We start from the raw sequence: 17,523 nt of genomic DNA, 5'->3' as shown, positions 1-17,523 counted from the left end.
GTCGCGGGGAAGACTCGATTTGTTCAAGGCACTCGATCAGGCCGGGGATCACGCTGGAGGAGCAACCGCGCGCGTCGCGGCGCTTTCGCACGACCAGATGATTGCCGAGGCACCGGCCAGGCCGCCCGTTCTCGCGCGGTGGAAGCGCGGGATCGAGCGTTGGTGCCATGAAGTGGAGATCGCTCCGGACCTCGCATCGGACATCGGCAGTCGCCGTTGGTATCGCGGTCTCGCCACGATGCTGGGGCTGAGCGCCGCCGCAATTGCGCTCTGGCCGGATTTTTCCGCAGTGGAAGCCGCCACTACGTCGCCGATCGCGGCGCGCAGCCGGGACGAATTTCGCAGCCAGACCATTTCTCCCTTGGCACTCGGTGCCGACAGCGGCCGCCACATGGGTGCCAGCCCGCTGGTGCGGCCGCTGGCGAATGTGCCGGAGCGGCCCTCGATCCAACTCGTCTCGACCCTGGGACAGGGCGACAGCTTCGCGCGCATGCTGGAACGTGTCGGCGTGGGCAGCGCGGACGTCTCGCAGATTTCCGGCCTGATCGGCCAGGCCGTTCCGGTCGGGGATATCTCCTCGGGAACCCGATTCGACATCACCATGGGCCGCCGTCCGGTGCCGAACGCCCCCCGGGCGCTCGATTCGATGGACTTCCGCGCTCGCTTCGATCTCGACCTTTCCATCGAGCGCGGCCCGGCCGGGGCCTTGTCGCTCGTGCGCCATCCCATTCGCGTGGACGAAACCCCGCTGCGCATCCGCGGCACCGTGGGTTCCAGCCTCTACCGCTCGGCGCGCAATGCCGGGGCTCCGGTGGGCGCGATCCAGGATTACCTGCGGGCGATAGACAAGTATCTCAGCCTGGAACGCGACATTTCCGCGCAGGACCAGTTCGACATCGTCATCGGCTACAAGCGCTCTGCCAAAGGCGAGCGCGAAGTGGGCAACTTGCTCTATGCCGGGCTCGACCATGGCGGAAAGCCGCGCGTCCAACTGCTGCGCTGGGGCAAGGACGGCGAGATGATCGCCTCGTCCGCGCTCACCCAGCCTCAAGGCGCGCCGGGGGGCATGCCGGTGGCCGGACACATGACGTCGCCTTACGGCAAGCGCCGCCATCCGATCCTCGGTTTCGTGCGCATGCATGCGGGCATCGACTATGGCGCGCGCTATGGCTCGCCGATCTATGCGGTGGCGGATGGCGTCGTGAACTTCGCCGGTCGGCACGGCGGCCACGGCAACTACGTTCGCCTGAGTCACAGTGGCGGGCTGGACACCGGCTATGGCCACATGAGCCGGATCGCGGTGAAACGCGGAGCCCGGATCAAGGCGGGGCAGGTGATCGGCTATGTCGGCTCGACCGGCCTTTCTACCGGACCGCATCTTCATTTCGAAGCCTATCGCGGCGGCCATACGATCAACCCCGCCGGCCTCCGCTTCGTCTCGCGTCCGCAGATTGACGGCAAGGAGAAGGACGCCTTCAGGGCCAGGCTGGCCGCGCTCATGGGCGTTCAGCCGGGCGAGGCGCTCGGCACGATCGAGGGGCCCGCCGAAGCGTCTCCGGATATGCAGCGCGAGATCGACCGGCTGGCGGCCAAGCCCGCCGAGTGAGCAGGCGGTCCGTGACAGGTCCTCTCGCCTAGGACAGTCCGTCTCATTGAACCGGCTGGGCTTTTGCGGCAATCACTCCGGCCATGACCGGAGCATATCCCCACACCCGCCTGCGCCGCGCGCGCGCCACGGCCTGGAGCCGCGCCATGCACCGCGAGACGGTGCTGACCCCCGCCGACCTGATCTGGCCGGTTTTCGTGACCGAGGGAGAGGGCGTGGAACAGCCCATCGCTTCGCTGCCCGGCGTGTCGCGCTGGTCGGTGGACCTCTTGGTCGAGCGTGCGAAGGAAGCTGCGGACCTCGGCATTCCCTGCCTGGCGCTGTTCCCGGATACCCAGCCCGAGCGCCGCAGCGACGACGGCGCCGAGGCGCTCAATCCTGACAACCTGATGTGCCGCGCCTTGCGCGCCATCCGCGCGGAACTCGGCGATCGCATCGGCCTGCTGACCGACGTGGCCCTCGATCCCTATACCAACCACGGGCAGGATGGCCTGCTCGGCGATGACGGCTACGTGCTGAACGACGAGACGATCGAAGTGCTGGTCGGCCAGTCGCTGAATCAGGCGCGGGCCGGCGCGGACATCATTGCCCCCTCCGACATGATGGACGGCCGCATCGGCGCCATCCGCGACGCCCTTGAGGACGAGGGCTTCGTCAATGTCCAGATCATGAGCTACGCCGCGAAGTATGCCTCGGCCTTCTATGGCCCGTTCCGCGATGCCGTGAACACGCGCGGGCTGCTGAAGGGCGACAAGAAGACCTACCAGATGGACCCGGCCAACACCGAGGAAGCCCTGCGCGAGGTCGAGCTGGATCTGGGCGAGGGTGCGGACAGCGTCATGGTCAAGCCGGGCCTGCCCTATCTGGATATCGTACGCCGGGTGAAGGACACCTTCGAGGTTCCCGTCTTCGCCTATCAGGTCTCGGGCGAGTACGCGATGATCGAGGCGGCGGTGGCGGCCGGCGCGGCGGACCGCGATGCCATGGTGCTGGAAACGCTGCTGGCCTTCAAACGGGCCGGCTGCTCGGGCGTGCTGACGTACCACGCGGTCCATGCCGCGCGCCTGCTGCGGAAATGACGTCATGACCGATTTCCGCCTGGAAACGGATCGCCTCGTGCTGCGCAACTGGCAGGCGGGCGATATGGCGCGCTTCGCCGAAGTGACCAACACGCCCGACGTCATGCGCTGGCTGGGCGGCGTGATGGACGCGGAGCGGCTGGCCGCCTCGGAAGCCCGCATGCTGGGCTTCCACGAGACATATGGCCACACCTTCTGGATCGTCGAGCGCTTGGCAGACGGCGGCGATCTCTCGGGCGAGATGCTGGGCTTCTGCGGGCTGAAGAAGATCGACGCCCCGGGCGCCTCGTTCCTCGGAGCCTTCGAGATCGGCTGGCGCCTGCGCAGCGACGCGCACGGAAAAGGCTATGCCAAGGAAGCCGCCCTGGCATCGCTCGATGCCGGGTTCGGCACTTTCGGGGCAGAAGAGATCTTCGCGATCACCGTGACCGGCAACGAAGCGAGCTGGGGCCTGATGCGCCGGCTGGGCATGCGCCGCCGCGAGGATCTCGATTACGACGATCTGCGTTTCGAGCCACCCTTGCGCCATACGATCGTTTATTCGATCACGCGCGAGGAATGGGCCGCATAGACGAGCCCTATCGAGACGCGGGGTAGAGAGCATGATCGACAGCCGAACCGATATCACCGTCGCCGCCATTCACGGCAAGGCGCCGCGCATTCATTCGAGCGCGTTCATTGCCCCCGGCTGCCGCATCATCGGCGATGTCGAGATCGGCCCGGACGTCAGCATCTGGTACAATTGCGTGATCCGCGCGGATGTGAACCGGGTGGTGATCGGTGCGCGGACGAACATCCAGGACGGTTCCGTCATTCACTGCGACAGCCCAAAGCCTGTCCGACCGGAAGGCTATCCCACCCTGATCGGCGAGGACGTGCTGATCGGGCACATGGCGATGGTCCACGGCTGCATCCTGGAGGATCGCGCATTCGTCGGTCTCGGGGCGATCGTCATGGACGGCAGCCACATCGAATCCGACGGCATGCTGGCGGCGGGCGCGCAGCTTACCGGCAAGCGCATCGGCGCGGGGCAACTCTGGATGGGGCGACCGGCGAAGTATCTGCGGGACCTCGAATCAGAAGCCATCGCTGCGAACCAGGCCGGCGTGCAGGGTTATGTCGTGAACGGCCGCCTCCATGCCAAGGCGCTGGGTCTTACGCCCTGATGGCCAAGCCAAGGATCGCCTTGCCGCCGGCCGCGGTGCTCCGCGACCTGATCGATTCCGATAGCCGGCTTGCCGTGCGGGTGACGCCGGGCGCGAAGATGGAAGGGCTGGAGATCGCGGAAGGCCGTCTGCTGGTAAAAGTCCGGGCCAAGCCGGAAGATGGCAAAGCGACCGAGGCGGTGCGGGTTCTGCTGGCGGCGGCCCTGGGTCTGGCGCCGTCCCGCCTGGCCTTGTTGCGCGGCGCAACTTCGCGCGAGAAGCAGTTCCACGTGGAACTTTGACGGCTTCCATCGCGGAAAAACCGCGGCAACACCGCTAGCGCGCCATGCTCCGGGCCATGCGGGTCAGCACGTCCGTCATGGCATTTGCGACATTCTCGGGCTGCGGCGAGAACTCGGCGATGGCGCGGGCCATGGCCTCGGCCCATTGATCGGCGGTGGTGCGGTCGATCGGGAAGTCCCGGTGCAGACTCATCATGCATTTGCCGGGATTGGCTTCGAACCAGTCACGCGGGCCGCCGGCCCAGCCCGCCAGAAACCGCGGGAGGGACCGGCGCATCGGCGCGAGATCCTCGGCATGCATGGCGCGAAGCTGCGCATAGGCCGGGTCCTGCTCCATCAGGTCGTAAAAGCGATGGGCAATTGCCTCGAACGCCGGAGCGCCGCCGAGCAGATCGTGCGGCGTTGCAGGGGTCTCGGGTTGTTTCGTCATGATCGGCTCTTTCGGCGGCTTGTCCGGGGGCAGGGGAGAGCCTCAGGATATAGCCGATCTGTTCCACGTGGAACTTGATCGCGGTCAATCGCGGACCATTGCCTTCAGAGTCTCGATCCGGTCTGCCTCATGCGCGGGCTTGTCCATGCGGATCCGATGAATTCGCGGAAAACGCATGGCAAGCCCGGACTTGTGGCGCTTGCTGAGGTGGACCGAATCGAAGGCGACTTCCAGCACCAGCGATTTGTCCGTCTCCCGCACCGGGCCGAAGCGATTGACCGTATGGTTGCGCACATGCCGGTCCAGCCATTTCAGCTCCTCGTCAGTGAAGCCGAAATAGGCCTTGCCCACCGGGAGCAGTTCGGCGCCGGCATCCGGGTCGCCGTCCCAGCAGCCGAATGTGTAGTCGGAATAAAAAGAGGATCGCTTGCCGCTGCCGCGCTGGGCATACATCAGCACACAATCGATCAGCAGCGGATCGCGCTTCCACTTGTACCAGAGCCCGGTCTTGCGCCCGGCGACGTAAAGGCTGTCGCGCCGCTTGAGCATGACGCCTTCGATGGCATCATCCCGCGCCCGCTCGCGGATCGCGGCGAGTTCCGCGAAGTCGGCGGCCGGGATGACCGTGCTCAGGTCGAAATGCTGCGGGTCAAGCCCGGCCGCCAGGGTTTCGAGTCTAGCCCGGCGATCGCGCCAGGGGAGGGTGCGCAAATCCTCGCCCTCGACGATGAGCGCATCGTAGAGACGCACGAACGCGGGAGATTCCGCCAGCATCTTCTTCGAAACGGTCTTGCGGCCCAACCTCTGCTGAAGCGCATTGAAGCTGGCCGCGCCGCCTTCCTCGCCGCCCTGATGGATGCCGCGCACCAGCAATTCGCCGTCAAGCACGGCGTCGAGGTCGAGCGCAGAGGCGATTTCGGGAAAAGTGCCGGAAATATCGTCGCCGGAGCGGGAATAGACCCGGGTATCCCCTGCGACCCGCACCACCTGCACGCGAATGCCGTCCCATTTCCATTCGGCCGCATAGTCCGCAAGGTCGAGCTGGGCATCCTCCAGCGGATGGGCCAGCATGAACGGCCGGAACAGCGGCAGGTCTTCGGAGGAAGGCGCGGCGGCGCCATGGGCCGCCCAGTCGAACAGGGCGCTGTAAGGCGCTTGCTGACCATGCCAGTGCTCCTCGACATCCTCCACCGAGACGTCGAAAGCCTGCGCGAAGGCGGTCTTGGCCAGGCGGGACGAAATCCCGATCCGCATGGCCCCCGTCGCCAGTTTGAGCAGGGCATAGCGCCCTTCGGCGTCGAGACGGTCGAGCAGGCGCGGCAGTTCGGCCATGACATTGGCGCGAGTCATGCGGGCGAGCGCGTCGACTGCTTCGCTTACGGTCGGCGGATCGGGCGGAGCATCCGGGGTGGGCCAGAGCAGGCTGGCGGTCTCCGCCGAATCGCCCACGTAGTCGCGGCTCAGCGTCCAGAGCACCGGATCGATCCGCTCGCTCATCAGGTTGCGGATGGTCGAGCTTTTCACGGCGGGGAAGTCGAGCCCGTCGGTGAGCGCCGCCAGGGCCCATCCGCGGTCCGGATCGGGAGTCTCGCGCAAGTAGTCTGCCAGCAGCTTGAGCTTGGCGTTGCGGCTGCGGGTGTAGACCAGCGAGTCGATAAGGGCGGCGAAACGCTCCATTTATGAAGGCACGCGGAAGCGCGGTGGCGCAGCGAAGAGAGCAGCCCGTTCGCGCAAAGGCGTAAAGGCGCGAAGAGGCAACGCTCGCGGGGAATCCACTCTCGGAGCATGTGCCTGCGCGTGGCGCGATGCCGGAAAGCGGAAGCATGCCTGCGACGCCGGGCATCCTCCTGGCGCCTCTGCGGGAGTCCCGTCAATCATCTTCATCCTCGTATCCCACCAGCGCCAGTGCCCGCGCCCGGCGCTGGTTGAGCTGGCACCAGCGGAGCATCGCTTCCTCGCGGCCGTGCGTTATCCAGGTCTCGGCCGGATTTACGTCGATCACCGTCTGAGTCAGTTCGTCCCAGTCCGCATGGTCGGAGATCACCAGCGGCAGCTCGACCATGCGCTGGCGCGCGCGCTGGCGCACCCGCATCCATCCCGAAGCCATGGCGGTGATGGGATCCGGCAGGCGGCGGCTCCAGCGGTCGTTGAGCGTGGAAGGCGGCGCGACCACCACTCGGCCGACAAGGTCTGCCTTCGTGACGTCACTGACGAGCCGCAAATCGCCGAGATCGACGCCCAATTCTTCATAAAGGCGGCACATGCGCTCCATCGCGCCGTGGAGATAGATGACGTCATGATGTCCCGCGCGGCGCAGCTCGGCGATCAGGCGTTGCGCTTTGCCGAGAGCGTAGGCGCCCACCAGCACGCAGCGTTCGGGATTGGCGGCGAGGGCGGCCAGCAGCTTGGCGATCTCGTGTTCTACGGGCGGATGGCGGAACACGGGGAGGCCGAAAGTCGCCTCGGTGATGAGGACATCGCAAGCCGTCACTTCGAAAGGCGGGCAGGTGGGATCCGCCCGGCGCTTGAAGTCGCCGGTGACGATGATGCGCTCGCCCGCGTGCTCCAGCAGGATCTGCGCGGAGCCCAGCACATGTCCGGCCGGGATATAGGTTGCGGACACGCCGCCGCGCAGGCTCAGGGTCTCGTGATAGGCCACTGGAACGGCGCCTTCGGAAGTTGCGTAGCGCAACTTCATGATCGCGAGGGTCTCCGGGGTGGCGACGGTCTCGCCATGACCGCCGCGGGCGTGGTCGGAATGGCCGTGAGTCACCAGGGCGCGGTCGACGGGGCGGGATGGGTCGATCCAGCAGTCGGCGGGGACGACGTGAATTCCCCAGGGTTCGGGTCTGATCCAGGAGAAATCGCGGGCCATGCATGAAAAATGGGGCGGGAACCGCGTGGTTCCCGCCCCCTCTATTTCGTCATCCCGAATCAGGTCCGGGATGATTGGCCGTGACGACCCGGTTCAGTCGTCGGCATTGGCTTCCGACGGCGGCCCGGGCTTCTTCGCCGACTTCTTGGCGGCGGGCGCCTTGCGTCCCTTCACCATCTTGGGCGCGGCGGGCGTCAGTTCGAAGTTCAGCCCGTCATCCTTGACGGAAACATGCACTTCGCCGCCGTGGTTCAGCTTGCCGAACAGCAGTTCCTCGGCCAGCGGCTGCTTGACCTTCTCCTGGATGACACGGCCCATCGGACGCGCACCGTAGAGCTTGTCGTAGCCGCGATCGCCCAGCCAGGTGCGCGCGTCGGAGTCGAACTGGATATGGACGTTCTGGTCGGCCAGCTGCAGTTCCAGCTGGAGGATGAACTTGTCCACCACCCGGCTGATGGTGTCCTTGGCGAGATAGGCGAAGGGCACGATGGCATCGAGACGGTTGCGGAATTCCGGCGTGAACATCTGCTTCACCGCCTCGTCCCCGGCATCCGCCTTGGACGTGTCACCGAAGCCGATGCCCTGGCGAGCCATGTCGGATGCGCCCGCATTGGTGGTCATGATCAGGACCACGTTGCGGAAGTCCACGGTCTTGCCGTGGTGGTCCGTCAGTCGGCCGTTGTCCATCACCTGAAGCAGGATGTTGAACAGGTCCGGGTGGGCCTTCTCGATTTCGTCCAGCAGCAGCACGCAGTGCGGATTCTGGTCGATCGCATCCGTCAGCAACCCGCCCTGGTCGAAGCCGACATAGCCCGGAGGCGCGCCGATCAGGCGGCTGACCGAGTGACGCTCCATATATTCCGACATGTCGAAGCGCTTCAGCTCGATGCCCATGATCGAGGCGAGCTGGCGGGCGACTTCGGTCTTGCCGACGCCGGTGGGGCCGGAGAACAGGAACGAGCCGATCGGCTTGTCCGGATCGCGCAGGCCCGCGCGGCTGAGCTTCATGGCGGTGGCGAGCACGCCGATGGCCTTGTCCTGGCCGAACACGACGCGCTTCAGATCGCGTTCGAGATTCTCCAGCGCCTTCTTGTCGTCCGAGCTGACCGACTTGGGCGGGATGCGCGCCATCGTGGCGATCACCTGCTCGATTTCGCGGGCGGTGATCGTCTTCTTGCGGCGGCTGGGGGGCACCAGCATCTGCATCGCGCCCACTTCGTCGATCACGTCGATCGCCTTGTCCGGCAGCTTGCGGTCGTTGATGTAGCGCGCCGAAAGCTCGACGGCGGTCTTGATCGCGTCAGGCGTGTACTTGACCTTGTGGTGCTCCTCGAAGGCCGTGCGCAGGCCCTTGAGGATCTTGATGGTGTCTTCCACCGTGGGTTCGTTCACGTCGATCTTCTGGAACCGGCGCAGCAGGGCGCGGTCCTTCTCGAAGTGGTTGCGGAACTCCTTGTAGGTGGTGGATCCGATGCAGCGGATCGTGCCGCCGGACAGTGCGGGCTTGAGCAGGTTCGAGGCATCCATCGCGCCGCCGCTGGTGGCGCCGGCGCCGATCACCGTGTGGATCTCGTCGATGAACAGGATCGCGTGCGGCATCTTCTCCAGTTCGGAGACGACCTGCTTCAGGCGTTCCTCGAAGTCGCCGCGATACCGCGTGCCTGCCAGCAGCGAGCCCATGTCGAGCGAGTAGATCACCGCTTCGGCCAGCACTTCCGGCACGTCGCCCTCGACGATCTTGCGGGCCAGACCTTCGGCAATGGCGGTCTTGCCGACGCCGGGGTCGCCCACGTAGAGCGGGTTGTTCTTGGAGCGGCGGCAGAGGATCTGGATCGTGCGGTCCACTTCGGGGCCGCGGCCGATCAGCGGGTCAACCTTGCCGTTCAGCGCCTTTTCGTTGAGATTGACGGTGAACTGGTCGAGCGCCGAATCCTTCTTGCTGGCGTTCTTGGCTTCGGCCTTTTCCTCGGGCGTGGGGGCGTGTTCCTCGGACCCCTTGGAATTGCGTTCTTCCACGCGCTTGCCGCCCTTGCCGATGCCGTGGCTGATGTAGCTGACGGCATCCAGGCGGCTCATGTCCTGCTGCTGCAGGAAGTAGACGGCATAGGAATCGCGCTCGGAGAACAGCGCGACCAGCACGTTCGCGCCGGTTACGGTGTCCTTGCCTGAGGACTGAACATGCAGGATGGCGCGCTGGATCACGCGCTGGAATCCGGCGGTCGGGGCGGGATCGCCCTTTTCCTCGGTCTTGAGCGACTGGTATTCCTGATCGAGGTACTGACGGACCACGTCGCCGAGGTCGCCAAGTTCCACGCCGCATGCCTGCATGACCTGTGCCGCGTCCGGATCATCGATCAGGGCGAGCAGCAGGTGCTCCAGCGTGGCATACTCGTGGCTGCGCTCGGAAGCGTGCGACAGGGCCGAGTGCAGTGTCTTTTCCAGGCTTTGCGCGAAACTAGGCATCTAGAAGACTTTCATTTGGGAGGGGGACTCTCCTTGCGGCGGTTTCTGGCCTTGTAGGGGAGTTTGCTGGCCTTGCGAATTTGGCCGGGCTTCGTTTCAACTCATATATAGGGACGCTCCGGGTCCTTGCGAGGTTACCGTGAAGGAGAGTGACGCCGATCATGATTGCTTCGGCCTGAACAGCGCTTCTGCGGCCCGCATATGCGCGGATGCCTGGTGGCGATGCGCCTTGATGCGGGCTATCTCTGATTCGAGCAGGGCAACGCGTGCGTCGAGTTCGTCCAGCGAAAAGCGATCCAGGCTTTCGCTGGCGAGAAGGCTGGCAGCTCCGAAGTCACCTTCGGGCGACCGCCGCCGCGGTCGATCGTCCTCGTCCATTGCACCGCAGCATCGGACTGTACTTTGGGACTGTCAATGGCCAGAAAATATGTTCCACTTCAAAGTGGGACTGTGGCAACAGGATAAGCATGTTAGCTAACTCACCCACAATGATGACCGCGATCGGCTTCGAGGCGCCCGGCGGCCCCGAGGTTCTCCAGCCTGTGACCGTGCCCGTGCCGGTACCCGGAGCGGGCGAGGTTCTGGTCAAGGTCGCCTTTGCGGGCGTGAATCGGCCGGACGTCGTGCAGCGCCAGGGGAAATACCCGCCGCCGCCCGGCGCATCGCCGCTGCCGGGCCTGGAAGTCTCGGGCCAGGTGGTGGCGCTGGGCGAAGGGGTGACCGAACTTGCGCCGGGGCAAAAGGTCTGCGCGCTGGTGGCGGGCGGTGGCTATGCCGAATATTGCATCGCCAAGGTCGGCACCTGCCTGCCGGTCCCCGATTCGCTCGCCCTGGATGAAGCAGCCGCCTTGCCGGAGACGCTGTTCACCGTCTGGCACAATGTCTTCGAACGCGGCTGGGCGCGGGAAGGCGAGACCATCCTGATCCACGGGGGCACCAGCGGCATCGGCACGATGGCGACGATGCTGTGCCGCCAGTTCGGCCTGACCGTGATCGTCACCTGCGGCTCTCCCGACAAATGCGCCCGCGCGCTGGAGATCGGCGCCGATCACGCCATCGACTACAAGGCCGCCGATTTCGTCGAGGAAGTCGCACGGATAACCGAGGGCCGGGGCGTCGACCTGGTGCTGGACATGATCGCGGGCGATTATGTCGCGCGAAACCTCAAGTGCCTGGCGCCGGACGGCCGCCACGTCACCATTGCCGTGCAGGGCGGCGCGAAGGCGGAGATCAATATGGCCGTCGTCATGGCGCGCCGCTACACCCTGACCGGATCGACCCTGCGGCCCCGCACGGATTCCTTCAAGGCGCTGCTCGCCCAGGAGATCCGCGCCAATGCCTGGCCGCTGGTGGAGGAGGGCGCGCTGCGTCCGGTGATGGATACCCGCTTCCCCTTGCGGGAGGCGGCTGCGGCCCACGCCCGGATGGAAGCGGGGGATCACGTCGGCAAGATCGTGCTGGAGGTCTGAGCGGCTCCGGCGCGCCTGCCTGGAGGCGGCCGGGCACGAATCGTGCTCGCGGTCAGTCGAGCCGCATGGATAATAGAGTTGCCGAAAGCTAGGCTTTTGCTTGCCGAATGCGCAAAGTTTCCCTAAATCGGCTCTGTACGGCCGCTCCGCGAAGGGGCGGCCCTTATTGTTTCCGCCGGAGATAGAGACATGAGCCAGCCCACTCCGCTGATGCCGCACGCGACCGCCTCCTGGCTGGTCGACACCACTGCGTTGACCTTCGAGCAGATCGCAGAGTTCTGCGGCCTGCACATGCTCGAAGTGCAGGCGATGGCCGACGATCTGGCATCCAGCAAGTACACCGGCCGCGACCCCGTTCGTTCGGGCGAGCTGACGATGGAAGAAATCGAAAAGGGGCAGGCCAACCCCGAATACAAGCTGCGCATGCACAAGGTGCCGGTCACTTCGAACCGCACCAAGGGCCCGCGCTACACCCCGGTGTCCAAGCGCCAGGACAAGCCGGACGGCATCGCCTGGATCCTGCGCAACCACCCCGAGGTGTCGGACGCGCAGATCGGCAAGCTGATCGGCACCACCCGCAACACGATCGCGGCCATCCGCGACCGTTCGCACTGGAACATCGCCAACATCACCCCGAAGGACCCGGTTACGCTGGGCCTCTGCTCGCAGCGCGAACTCGATGCGATCGTGTTCAAGGCCGCGAAGAAGGCAGGCATCCAGGATGACGGCCAGAACGACGAGCGTCTGACCGACGACCGTGAAGCCCTGATCGAGGAACTGCGCGCCGAGCGTGAGGCCGCATCGCGCGCCGCCAGCGAAGCCGCGCAGGAAGCCGAAGTCGCTGCCTGGCTCGAAGCCAAGCGTGCCGCCGAGGCGGCGGGCGAAACGGGCGGAGACCGGGGCGAGTAATCGATCCCGTCGACGCGGTGCGCCGGAGCGATCCGGCGCGCAGCGATCCTTCACCGGAACGAAAAAAGGCCCGCGACAGTCATCTGTCGCGGGCCTTTTTGCTGTCTGCCGTCCCCGCCTCGGGGATGCGGGCCGCTTACTCGGCGGCCAGCACTTCCACTTCGGCTTCCGCGGAAGCGTGCGGCAGGCGCGCGAGGGCCGGGGGCATCTGGCCGCCATTGGGGCTGAGCCGGCCTTCGAGGCGCGCGCCCTGCTCGATGGTGAGGGCATCGTAGGCGATGTCGCCGATGATCTGCGCGCTCTTGAGGATCACCACTTCGCGAGCGGCGATGGTGCCGCGCACGATTCCGGCGATGCGCACCGATTCGGCGGAGATTCCGCCGGAGATCTCGCTCTCCTCGCCCTGGACGAGCGCTTTGCAGGTGATGTCGCCGATCACCCGTCCGTCGATATGGAGATCGGCGGAGGCTTCGACATTGCCGGTGAGCGTGATGTCGTTGCCGAGCATCGAGAAGCCCGAGGTCGGGCCGGTGCGGTGGCTGGTGAAGTTCTTGACCATGGTGTTATCGGGCTTCTTGCTGAACATTGCGGGCGGCCTCCAGGAAGGGGCGCGGATTCATCGGGCGATTGTTGACGCGCACTTCGAAGTGGAGGTGCGAGCCGGTGGAGCGGCCAGTGCTGCCCATCGCGGCGATGCGGGTTCCGCCGTCCACTTCCTGCCCGACGCGAACGCCGAAAGCGGAAAGGTGGCCGTAGCGGGTCATCAGGCCATTGCCATGGCTGATCTCGATGCAGTTTCCGTAGCCCTGGCGCTGCCCGACGAAGGACACCTTGCCCTTGGCGGCGGCGTAGATCGGCGAACCCATCGGGCCGGGGAAATCGAGCCCGGCATGGAACGCGGCGCCGCCGGTGAAGGGGTCGGACCGGTAGCCGTAGCTGGAGGAGACGTAGGCGACATGGGCCGGCTGCACCTGCGGGATCGAGGCGAGACCGTTCTCCAGCGCGTCCATGCGCGCAAGGCTGAGGCCCAGGCGCTGGAAGCGGGGATCCAGAGATCCGTCGGCCGCGGTGGCGAGGCTTTCGAGCGGACCACCTTCCGCCACCTTGGAGCGGGCGCGGGCCATGATCGGGGCAGGGTTCAGGCCGAGCTTGCGGATCGTGTCGGAAGCAAGGGCGGCGCGGTGGTCGGCATAGCGGGTCAGCCGTTCCACGAGCGCGATCTGCCCGGCTTCGAGCTGGGCCAGCTTGCCGGCCTCGGGCAGGACGGCGCTGATCTTGCGGGCGGGCTCGCCGGCCTTCGCCGCGTCAGCCTGCGCCGGATCGGCCTTCGCTGCGTCCTCGGCCGGGGCTTCTTCGGGAAGCTCGCCGATGTGCGCGTCGATCATCTTCTCGATGAACTGCTGGCGGCGGGCGAGGTCGGCCACCGTGCCGTCCAGATTGTCGCGATACTTTTCGACGTTGCTGGCCGCGGCGGCGACACGCGCCTCACGCGTGGCCAGGGCGGCGGATTCGCTGGTTGCCGAAAACTGCGAGAAGGCCAGGGCGCCCATCGAGACGCACCAGGCGCCGAGCAGCGAGACGGCCACGCCGGCGGCGGCCTTCTGCATTCCCGACGAGATACGAATGAAGCGGACCTGCCCCTGCGATCGCACGATCAGTTCGCGATCCGGGAACGCCGCCTTGAGACGCCGCTTGAGCGTCCCGGCAGATGTTGATTTCAAAACGACCCCGCGTAGTTTCTCGGCGTGAATTTTTGGCTTGAACCCGGGCCGGCGAGCTAGCAGGGGGCGGGCGGCAAGGCGAATCGACTTGCCGTGAGTCCTTGCGGAATCCCGCTGAGTCGAACTGTGCTTGCGATAAACGGAGGAACCCGTTTCGATTGCGGGCTGGGCCGTTCATCTCCCGTTTCGGGTGATTCGTCGAAAAACTTCGGTTTTTCAATCGCATTGTCGGGATCGCGCAGGATCGGCTCTCGGACCATGTCCGGTCGGTGACAGCCCCTTCCAACGGTGCTAGGCCGCTGGCCATGAACCTGCAGACCACTCCCGTCGCCGAGAAACAGGCTCCTGTCGATGAGACGCCTGAGGCGCTTGTAGCCCGCCTGGCCACCGATGGCCGCGCCGCGCAGCGCCTGCTGGCCCGGCTCACCGATGCGCAGAAGGCCGATGCCCTGCGCGCCGCCGCCGATGCGCTGCGGGCCGCGGAGCCAGCCATCCTGGAGGCCAATGCGCGGGACGTGGCCGCGGGAGAGGCCAAGGGGCTGACGGGCGCCATGCTCGATCGCCTGCGCCTCGATGCCGGTCGCCTTGCCGCCATGGCCGCTGCGGTCGAGCAAGTGGCCGGCCTGCCCGATCCGGTGGGCGAGATCATCTCCGAAAGCGCGCGCCCCAATGGCCTCAAGCTGTCGCGCGTGCGCATTCCGATCGGGCTGATCGGTATCATCTACGAAAGCCGCCCCAACGTCACCGCCGATGCGGCGGCGCTCTGCCTGCGCTCGGGCAATGCCGTGCTGCTGCGCGGCGGCAGCGAGGCCTTGCATTCCAACCGCGCGATTCTGGCAGCGATGGTCTCGGGCCTGGAACAGGCGGGCGTTCCCGCCGCGGCAGTTCAGCTCGTACCCACGCAGGACCGCGCCGTGGTGGGCGCCATGCTGACTGCGGCAGGCTTGATCGACATGATCGTGCCCCGCGGCGGCAAGAGCCTGGTGGCGCGGGTCCAGGCCGATGCCCGCGTGCCGGTGCTCGCCCACCTGGACGGTATCTGCCACACCTATGTCCACGCCTCCGCCGACCCGGAAATGGCGCGCGGCATCGCCGTCAACGCCAAGCTGCGCCGCACCGGCATCTGCGGTTCGATGGAGACGCTGCTGCTCGATACGCAGTTCCCCGGTTCTGCCGAAGTGGTGCGCGCGCTGGCGGATGCGGGCTGCGAACTGCGCGGCGATGCCCGCGCACAGGCGCTGGACCCGCGGGTTCTGCCTGCCGGTGACGAGGACTGGGACACCGAATATCTCGATGCCGTGCTCTCGGTGGCGGTGGTGGACGGGCTGGACCCGGCGATGGACCATATCGCCGCGCATTCCTCGCACCACACCGATGCCATCGTCGCTGCCGATCCGGCCGCGGCCGAGCGCTTCCTGGCCGAAGTGGACAGCGCCATCGTGATGGTCAACGCCTCCAGCCAGTTCGCCGACGGCGGCGAATTCGGCCTTGGCGCCGAGATCGGCATCGCCACCGGCCGGCTCCATGCGCGCGGCCCGGTCGCGCTGGAGGGACTCACGACGTACAAGTGGCTGGTCCGCGGCACCGGGCAGGAACGGCCCTGACCGTTCCGCGCACCGCGATTCCCTTGCATGGCTGACCGCAGGACCCGCCTCGGCCCGATCACCGGCCTGCTTGGCGGCAGTTTCAATCCGGCCCATGGCGGGCACCGGCGCATCAGCCTGTTCGCGGCAGAGGCGCTGGGACTCGACGAGGTCTGGTGGCTGGTCTCGCCCGGCAATCCGCTGAAGCCCAGGGCCGGGATGGCGCCGCTGGCCGCGCGGGTGCTTTCGGCCCGCCGGCAGGCCCGCCGTGCGCCGATCCGGGTGACGGCGATCGAGCGTGAACTGGGTACGCGCTACACAGTCGATACGCTGAAAAAGCTGGTCCGGCGCTACCCGAAACGCCGCTTCGTCTGGCTCATGGGAGCGGACAATCTGGCCCAGTTCCATCAGTGGAAAGACTGGCGCGCCATCGCGAGACTCATGCCGATTGCGGTTATCGCGCGTCCGGGGTATGATGGGGATGCCTTCGCGAGCCCCGCGATGGTCTGGTTGGGGAGGTTCCGGAGGCCCCGTCCTAGTCTTCGTGGTCCGGAAAGGTGGAGCGCACCCGCGCTGGTGACATTGCGATTCGACCCCGATACGCGGTCGGCCACGGCTCTACGCCGGGCTGATCCGGAGTGGGCCCGGAAGCTGATGAACAGGCTTCCGCAGGCAGGCTCCGATACCGTGGAACATTGGGGCATCGATTCGCTCAGAGACGATGTCACCCACCGCCCGATACCCGGAGATGCAGCGTGAGCAGGCTTGATGCCTCTCGTTCGCATGCCGGAAATCCAATGATCAGATCGAGTGCGGCAGGGCATTTCATGCCCGGCCCGGTCGGTCGCTGAAAGGAGCAGACCCTACTTAAGATGCCACAGGCACAGATACAGCCGGCTTCAACCGGCGCAACGCCCCCGGCCATGGTCGAGTCAGACGACCCGCAATTGGCCCTCGTCCTGCAGTCCCTGGATGACGACCAGGCGCAGGACATCGTGACCATCGACCTCGCCGGCAAGTCGACGATCGCCGAATTCATGGTGATCGCTTCGGGCCGTTCGACCCGCCAGGTGGCGGCCATGGCCCAGAAACTCGGCGAACGCCTCAAGCAGGGTGGCTTCGGTCATTCCCGCATCGAGGGTCTGCCGGCAGCCGACTGGGTTCTGGTCGACGCAGGTGGCGTGATCGTTCACCTCTTCCGTCCGGAAGTGCGCAGCTTCTACAACCTTGAACGGATGTGGGGCTTCGACGGACCGTCGGGCGCGGCCTGAGCCGAATGCGGCTTGAGCCTTCATGGGCTCAGGCGGTAACGGCCCCGGGTCCCGATCGGAACGGACTGGGATCACCCGGCCGCCAAGTGCGGCCGGGATCCGGCTGAACCTCGCGGCGCGCCGCCCAGGCTGCGCCCGTGGTTGCCGCATTTCGCGTTTTTGCGCCTGAGATTGGGCACCCATGCTTCTGCATATCATCGCCCGCGGCAAGATCGCGCGTTCGCCGGAGGCGGAACTGCTCGATCGCTATGCCAAGCGGCTCACCTGGCCCTTCCGCCATAGCGAATTGCCGGACGTGGGCGGTAGAGTGCCGCCGCCGGTACAGACCCCCTTCCGCGAAGTCCTGCTGGACGAGCGCGGCAAAGTCATGAGTTCGGAGGAATTCGCCGCGCTGCTCGGGCGCTGGCGGGATGAAGGCGTGCGCGAATGCCGCTTTCTGATCGGCGCGGCCGACGGTCACGGTGACGAGGCCCGCGCCCAGGCCGATCACCTGCTGTGCTTCGGCAAGATGACCTGGCCTCATCTGATGGCCCGCGCGATGCTGGCCGAACAGCTCTGGCGCGCGACCGCGATTCTGGCGGGGCATCCGTACCACCGTTCGGGCTGAGCGAGAGGCACGGCGGCGGCCATCGGTTTCGGTCGTCGCAGGCCGAATATCTCCCAGGAAAGC

General features: G+C 66.3%; 18 protein-coding genes. 11 read left to right on the top strand and 7 right to left on the bottom strand.

The features are described 5' to 3' along the window. Nucleotides 1-19 precede the first annotated feature (19 nt). The 5 genes from AC1VV3_RS09545 (at nt 20) to AC1VV3_RS09525 (ending at nt 4,132) form a co-directional block, all read left to right on the top strand. Nucleotides 20-1,606, top strand: coding sequence for a peptidoglycan DD-metalloendopeptidase family protein (locus tag AC1VV3_RS09545; protein WP_482961632.1), 1,587 nt, complete (start codon nt 20-22; stop codon nt 1,604-1,606). A gap of 83 nt (nt 1,607-1,689) precedes the next feature. Continuing rightward, entirely contained in the window at nt 1,690-2,685 is a 996-nt protein-coding gene (gene hemB, locus AC1VV3_RS09540) for a porphobilinogen synthase (protein WP_132264324.1), read from the top strand. A gap of 4 nt (nt 2,686-2,689) precedes the next feature. Next, the gene (locus AC1VV3_RS09535; protein WP_482961631.1) at nt 2,690-3,256 is read left to right on the top strand and encodes a GNAT family N-acetyltransferase; all 567 of its coding nucleotides are present in this window, start codon (nt 2,690-2,692) and stop codon (nt 3,254-3,256) included. A 31-nt stretch (nt 3,257-3,287) separates the two neighbouring features. Further along, nucleotides 3,288-3,851: a gamma carbonic anhydrase family protein gene (locus tag AC1VV3_RS09530; RefSeq protein WP_482961630.1), complete on the top strand. Its 564-nt coding sequence runs from the start codon at nt 3,288-3,290 to the stop codon at nt 3,849-3,851. After that, nucleotides 3,851-4,132, top strand: a complete 282-nt coding sequence (locus tag AC1VV3_RS09525; RefSeq protein ID WP_482961629.1) for a DUF167 domain-containing protein — start codon at nt 3,851-3,853, stop codon at nt 4,130-4,132. The genes AC1VV3_RS09530 and AC1VV3_RS09525 overlap by 1 nt, the downstream gene beginning before the upstream one ends. 34 nt (nt 4,133-4,166) lie before the next feature. Here AC1VV3_RS09525 and AC1VV3_RS09520 read toward each other — a convergent pair whose 3' ends face one another. The 5 genes from AC1VV3_RS09520 to AC1VV3_RS09500 form a co-directional block, all read right to left on the bottom strand. Further along, entirely contained in the window at nt 4,167-4,562 is a 396-nt protein-coding gene (locus AC1VV3_RS09520; protein ID WP_482961628.1) for a group II truncated hemoglobin, read from the bottom strand. A gap of 84 nt (nt 4,563-4,646) precedes the next feature. After that, nucleotides 4,647-6,239 carry a cisplatin damage response ATP-dependent DNA ligase gene (locus AC1VV3_RS09515; protein ID WP_482961627.1) on the bottom strand — a complete coding sequence of 531 codons (1,593 nt, stop codon included), beginning with the start codon at nt 6,237-6,239 and terminating at the stop codon, nt 4,647-4,649. Nucleotides 6,240-6,432: 193 nt separating this feature from the next. Beyond that, the gene (locus AC1VV3_RS09510) at nt 6,433-7,437 is read right to left on the bottom strand and encodes a ligase-associated DNA damage response exonuclease (protein ID WP_465127666.1); all 1,005 of its coding nucleotides are present in this window, start codon (nt 7,435-7,437) and stop codon (nt 6,433-6,435) included. A 93-nt stretch (nt 7,438-7,530) separates the two neighbouring features. Further along, nucleotides 7,531-9,900, bottom strand: a complete 2,370-nt coding sequence (clpA, locus tag AC1VV3_RS09505) for an ATP-dependent Clp protease ATP-binding subunit ClpA (RefSeq protein ID WP_132264336.1) — start codon at nt 9,898-9,900, stop codon at nt 7,531-7,533. Nucleotides 9,901-10,059: 159 nt separating this feature from the next. Next, nucleotides 10,060-10,278 (bottom strand): DUF1192 domain-containing protein, encoded by a 219-nt coding sequence (locus tag AC1VV3_RS09500; protein ID WP_465127665.1) that lies wholly within the window; start codon nt 10,276-10,278, stop codon nt 10,060-10,062. A 113-nt stretch (nt 10,279-10,391) separates the two neighbouring features. On the opposite strand from AC1VV3_RS09500, the gene AC1VV3_RS09495 reads away from it, so the two are divergent. Next, nucleotides 10,392-11,369, top strand: coding sequence for an NAD(P)H-quinone oxidoreductase (locus AC1VV3_RS09495; protein WP_482962086.1), 978 nt, complete (start codon nt 10,392-10,394; stop codon nt 11,367-11,369). Between the two features lie 189 nt (nt 11,370-11,558). Next, nucleotides 11,559-12,278, top strand: coding sequence for a DUF1013 domain-containing protein (locus AC1VV3_RS09490; RefSeq protein ID WP_132264341.1), 720 nt, complete (start codon nt 11,559-11,561; stop codon nt 12,276-12,278). Nucleotides 12,279-12,414: 136 nt separating this feature from the next. On the opposite strand, the gene AC1VV3_RS09485 is transcribed toward AC1VV3_RS09490, so the two are convergent. Beyond that, nucleotides 12,415-12,837, bottom strand: coding sequence for a bactofilin family protein (locus AC1VV3_RS09485; protein ID WP_132265263.1), 423 nt, complete (start codon nt 12,835-12,837; stop codon nt 12,415-12,417). Nucleotides 12,838-12,841: 4 nt separating this feature from the next. Beyond that, a complete protein-coding gene (locus AC1VV3_RS09480) occupies nt 12,842-13,999 on the bottom strand; it encodes a M23 family metallopeptidase (protein WP_431568093.1) in 1,158 nt (385 codons plus the stop codon). 305 nt (nt 14,000-14,304) lie between these two features. Here AC1VV3_RS09480 and AC1VV3_RS09475 point away from each other — a divergent pair, with 305 nt between their 5' ends. The 4 genes from AC1VV3_RS09475 (at nt 14,305) to AC1VV3_RS09460 (ending at nt 17,460) form a co-directional block, all read left to right on the top strand. Beyond that, the gene (locus AC1VV3_RS09475) at nt 14,305-15,603 is read left to right on the top strand and encodes a glutamate-5-semialdehyde dehydrogenase (RefSeq protein ID WP_482961626.1); all 1,299 of its coding nucleotides are present in this window, start codon (nt 14,305-14,307) and stop codon (nt 15,601-15,603) included. Between the two features lie 27 nt (nt 15,604-15,630). Further along, nucleotides 15,631-16,341: a nicotinate-nucleotide adenylyltransferase gene (locus tag AC1VV3_RS09470; protein WP_132264345.1), complete on the top strand. Its 711-nt coding sequence runs from the start codon at nt 15,631-15,633 to the stop codon at nt 16,339-16,341. 164 nt (nt 16,342-16,505) lie between these two features. Continuing rightward, the gene (gene rsfS, locus AC1VV3_RS09465) at nt 16,506-16,853 is read left to right on the top strand and encodes a ribosome silencing factor (protein WP_132264347.1); all 348 of its coding nucleotides are present in this window, start codon (nt 16,506-16,508) and stop codon (nt 16,851-16,853) included. A gap of 181 nt (nt 16,854-17,034) precedes the next feature. Continuing rightward, entirely contained in the window at nt 17,035-17,460 is a 426-nt protein-coding gene (locus AC1VV3_RS09460; protein ID WP_482961625.1) for a 23S rRNA (pseudouridine(1915)-N(3))-methyltransferase RlmH, read from the top strand. Nucleotides 17,461-17,523: the final 63 nt, after the last annotated feature.

Source organism: Novosphingobium sp. BL-S-34 (genome assembly GCF_056857015.1).
Note: the sequence above shows the minus strand (reverse complement) of the source record. Positions and strands in the feature narration are given on the sequence as shown.

Coding starts and splice junctions, on each gene's coding strand:
- hemB (WP_132264324.1), top strand. CDS start 1,690: ATGACCGGAGCATATCCCCACACCCGCCTGCGCCGCGCGCGCGCCACG.
- AC1VV3_RS09535 (WP_482961631.1), top strand. CDS start 2,690: ATGACCGATTTCCGCCTGGAAACGGATCGCCTCGTGCTGCGCAACTGG.
- AC1VV3_RS09530 (WP_482961630.1), top strand. CDS start 3,288: ATGATCGACAGCCGAACCGATATCACCGTCGCCGCCATTCACGGCAAG.
- AC1VV3_RS09525 (WP_482961629.1), top strand. CDS start 3,851: ATGGCCAAGCCAAGGATCGCCTTGCCGCCGGCCGCGGTGCTCCGCGAC.
- AC1VV3_RS09520 (WP_482961628.1), bottom strand. CDS start 4,562: ATGACGAAACAACCCGAGACCCCTGCAACGCCGCACGATCTGCTCGGC.
- AC1VV3_RS09515 (WP_482961627.1), bottom strand. CDS start 6,239: ATGGAGCGTTTCGCCGCCCTTATCGACTCGCTGGTCTACACCCGCAGC.
- AC1VV3_RS09510 (WP_465127666.1), bottom strand. CDS start 7,437: ATGGCCCGCGATTTCTCCTGGATCAGACCCGAACCCTGGGGAATTCAC.
- clpA (WP_132264336.1), bottom strand. CDS start 9,900: ATGCCTAGTTTCGCGCAAAGCCTGGAAAAGACACTGCACTCGGCCCTG.
- AC1VV3_RS09500 (WP_465127665.1), bottom strand. CDS start 10,278: ATGGACGAGGACGATCGACCGCGGCGGCGGTCGCCCGAAGGTGACTTC.
- AC1VV3_RS09495 (WP_482962086.1), top strand. CDS start 10,392: ATGACCGCGATCGGCTTCGAGGCGCCCGGCGGCCCCGAGGTTCTCCAG.
- AC1VV3_RS09490 (WP_132264341.1), top strand. CDS start 11,559: ATGAGCCAGCCCACTCCGCTGATGCCGCACGCGACCGCCTCCTGGCTG.
- AC1VV3_RS09485 (WP_132265263.1), bottom strand. CDS start 12,837: ATGGTCAAGAACTTCACCAGCCACCGCACCGGCCCGACCTCGGGCTTC.
- AC1VV3_RS09475 (WP_482961626.1), top strand. CDS start 14,305: ATGAACCTGCAGACCACTCCCGTCGCCGAGAAACAGGCTCCTGTCGAT.
- AC1VV3_RS09470 (WP_132264345.1), top strand. CDS start 15,631: ATGGCTGACCGCAGGACCCGCCTCGGCCCGATCACCGGCCTGCTTGGC.
- rsfS (WP_132264347.1), top strand. CDS start 16,506: ATGGTCGAGTCAGACGACCCGCAATTGGCCCTCGTCCTGCAGTCCCTG.
- AC1VV3_RS09460 (WP_482961625.1), top strand. CDS start 17,035: ATGCTTCTGCATATCATCGCCCGCGGCAAGATCGCGCGTTCGCCGGAG.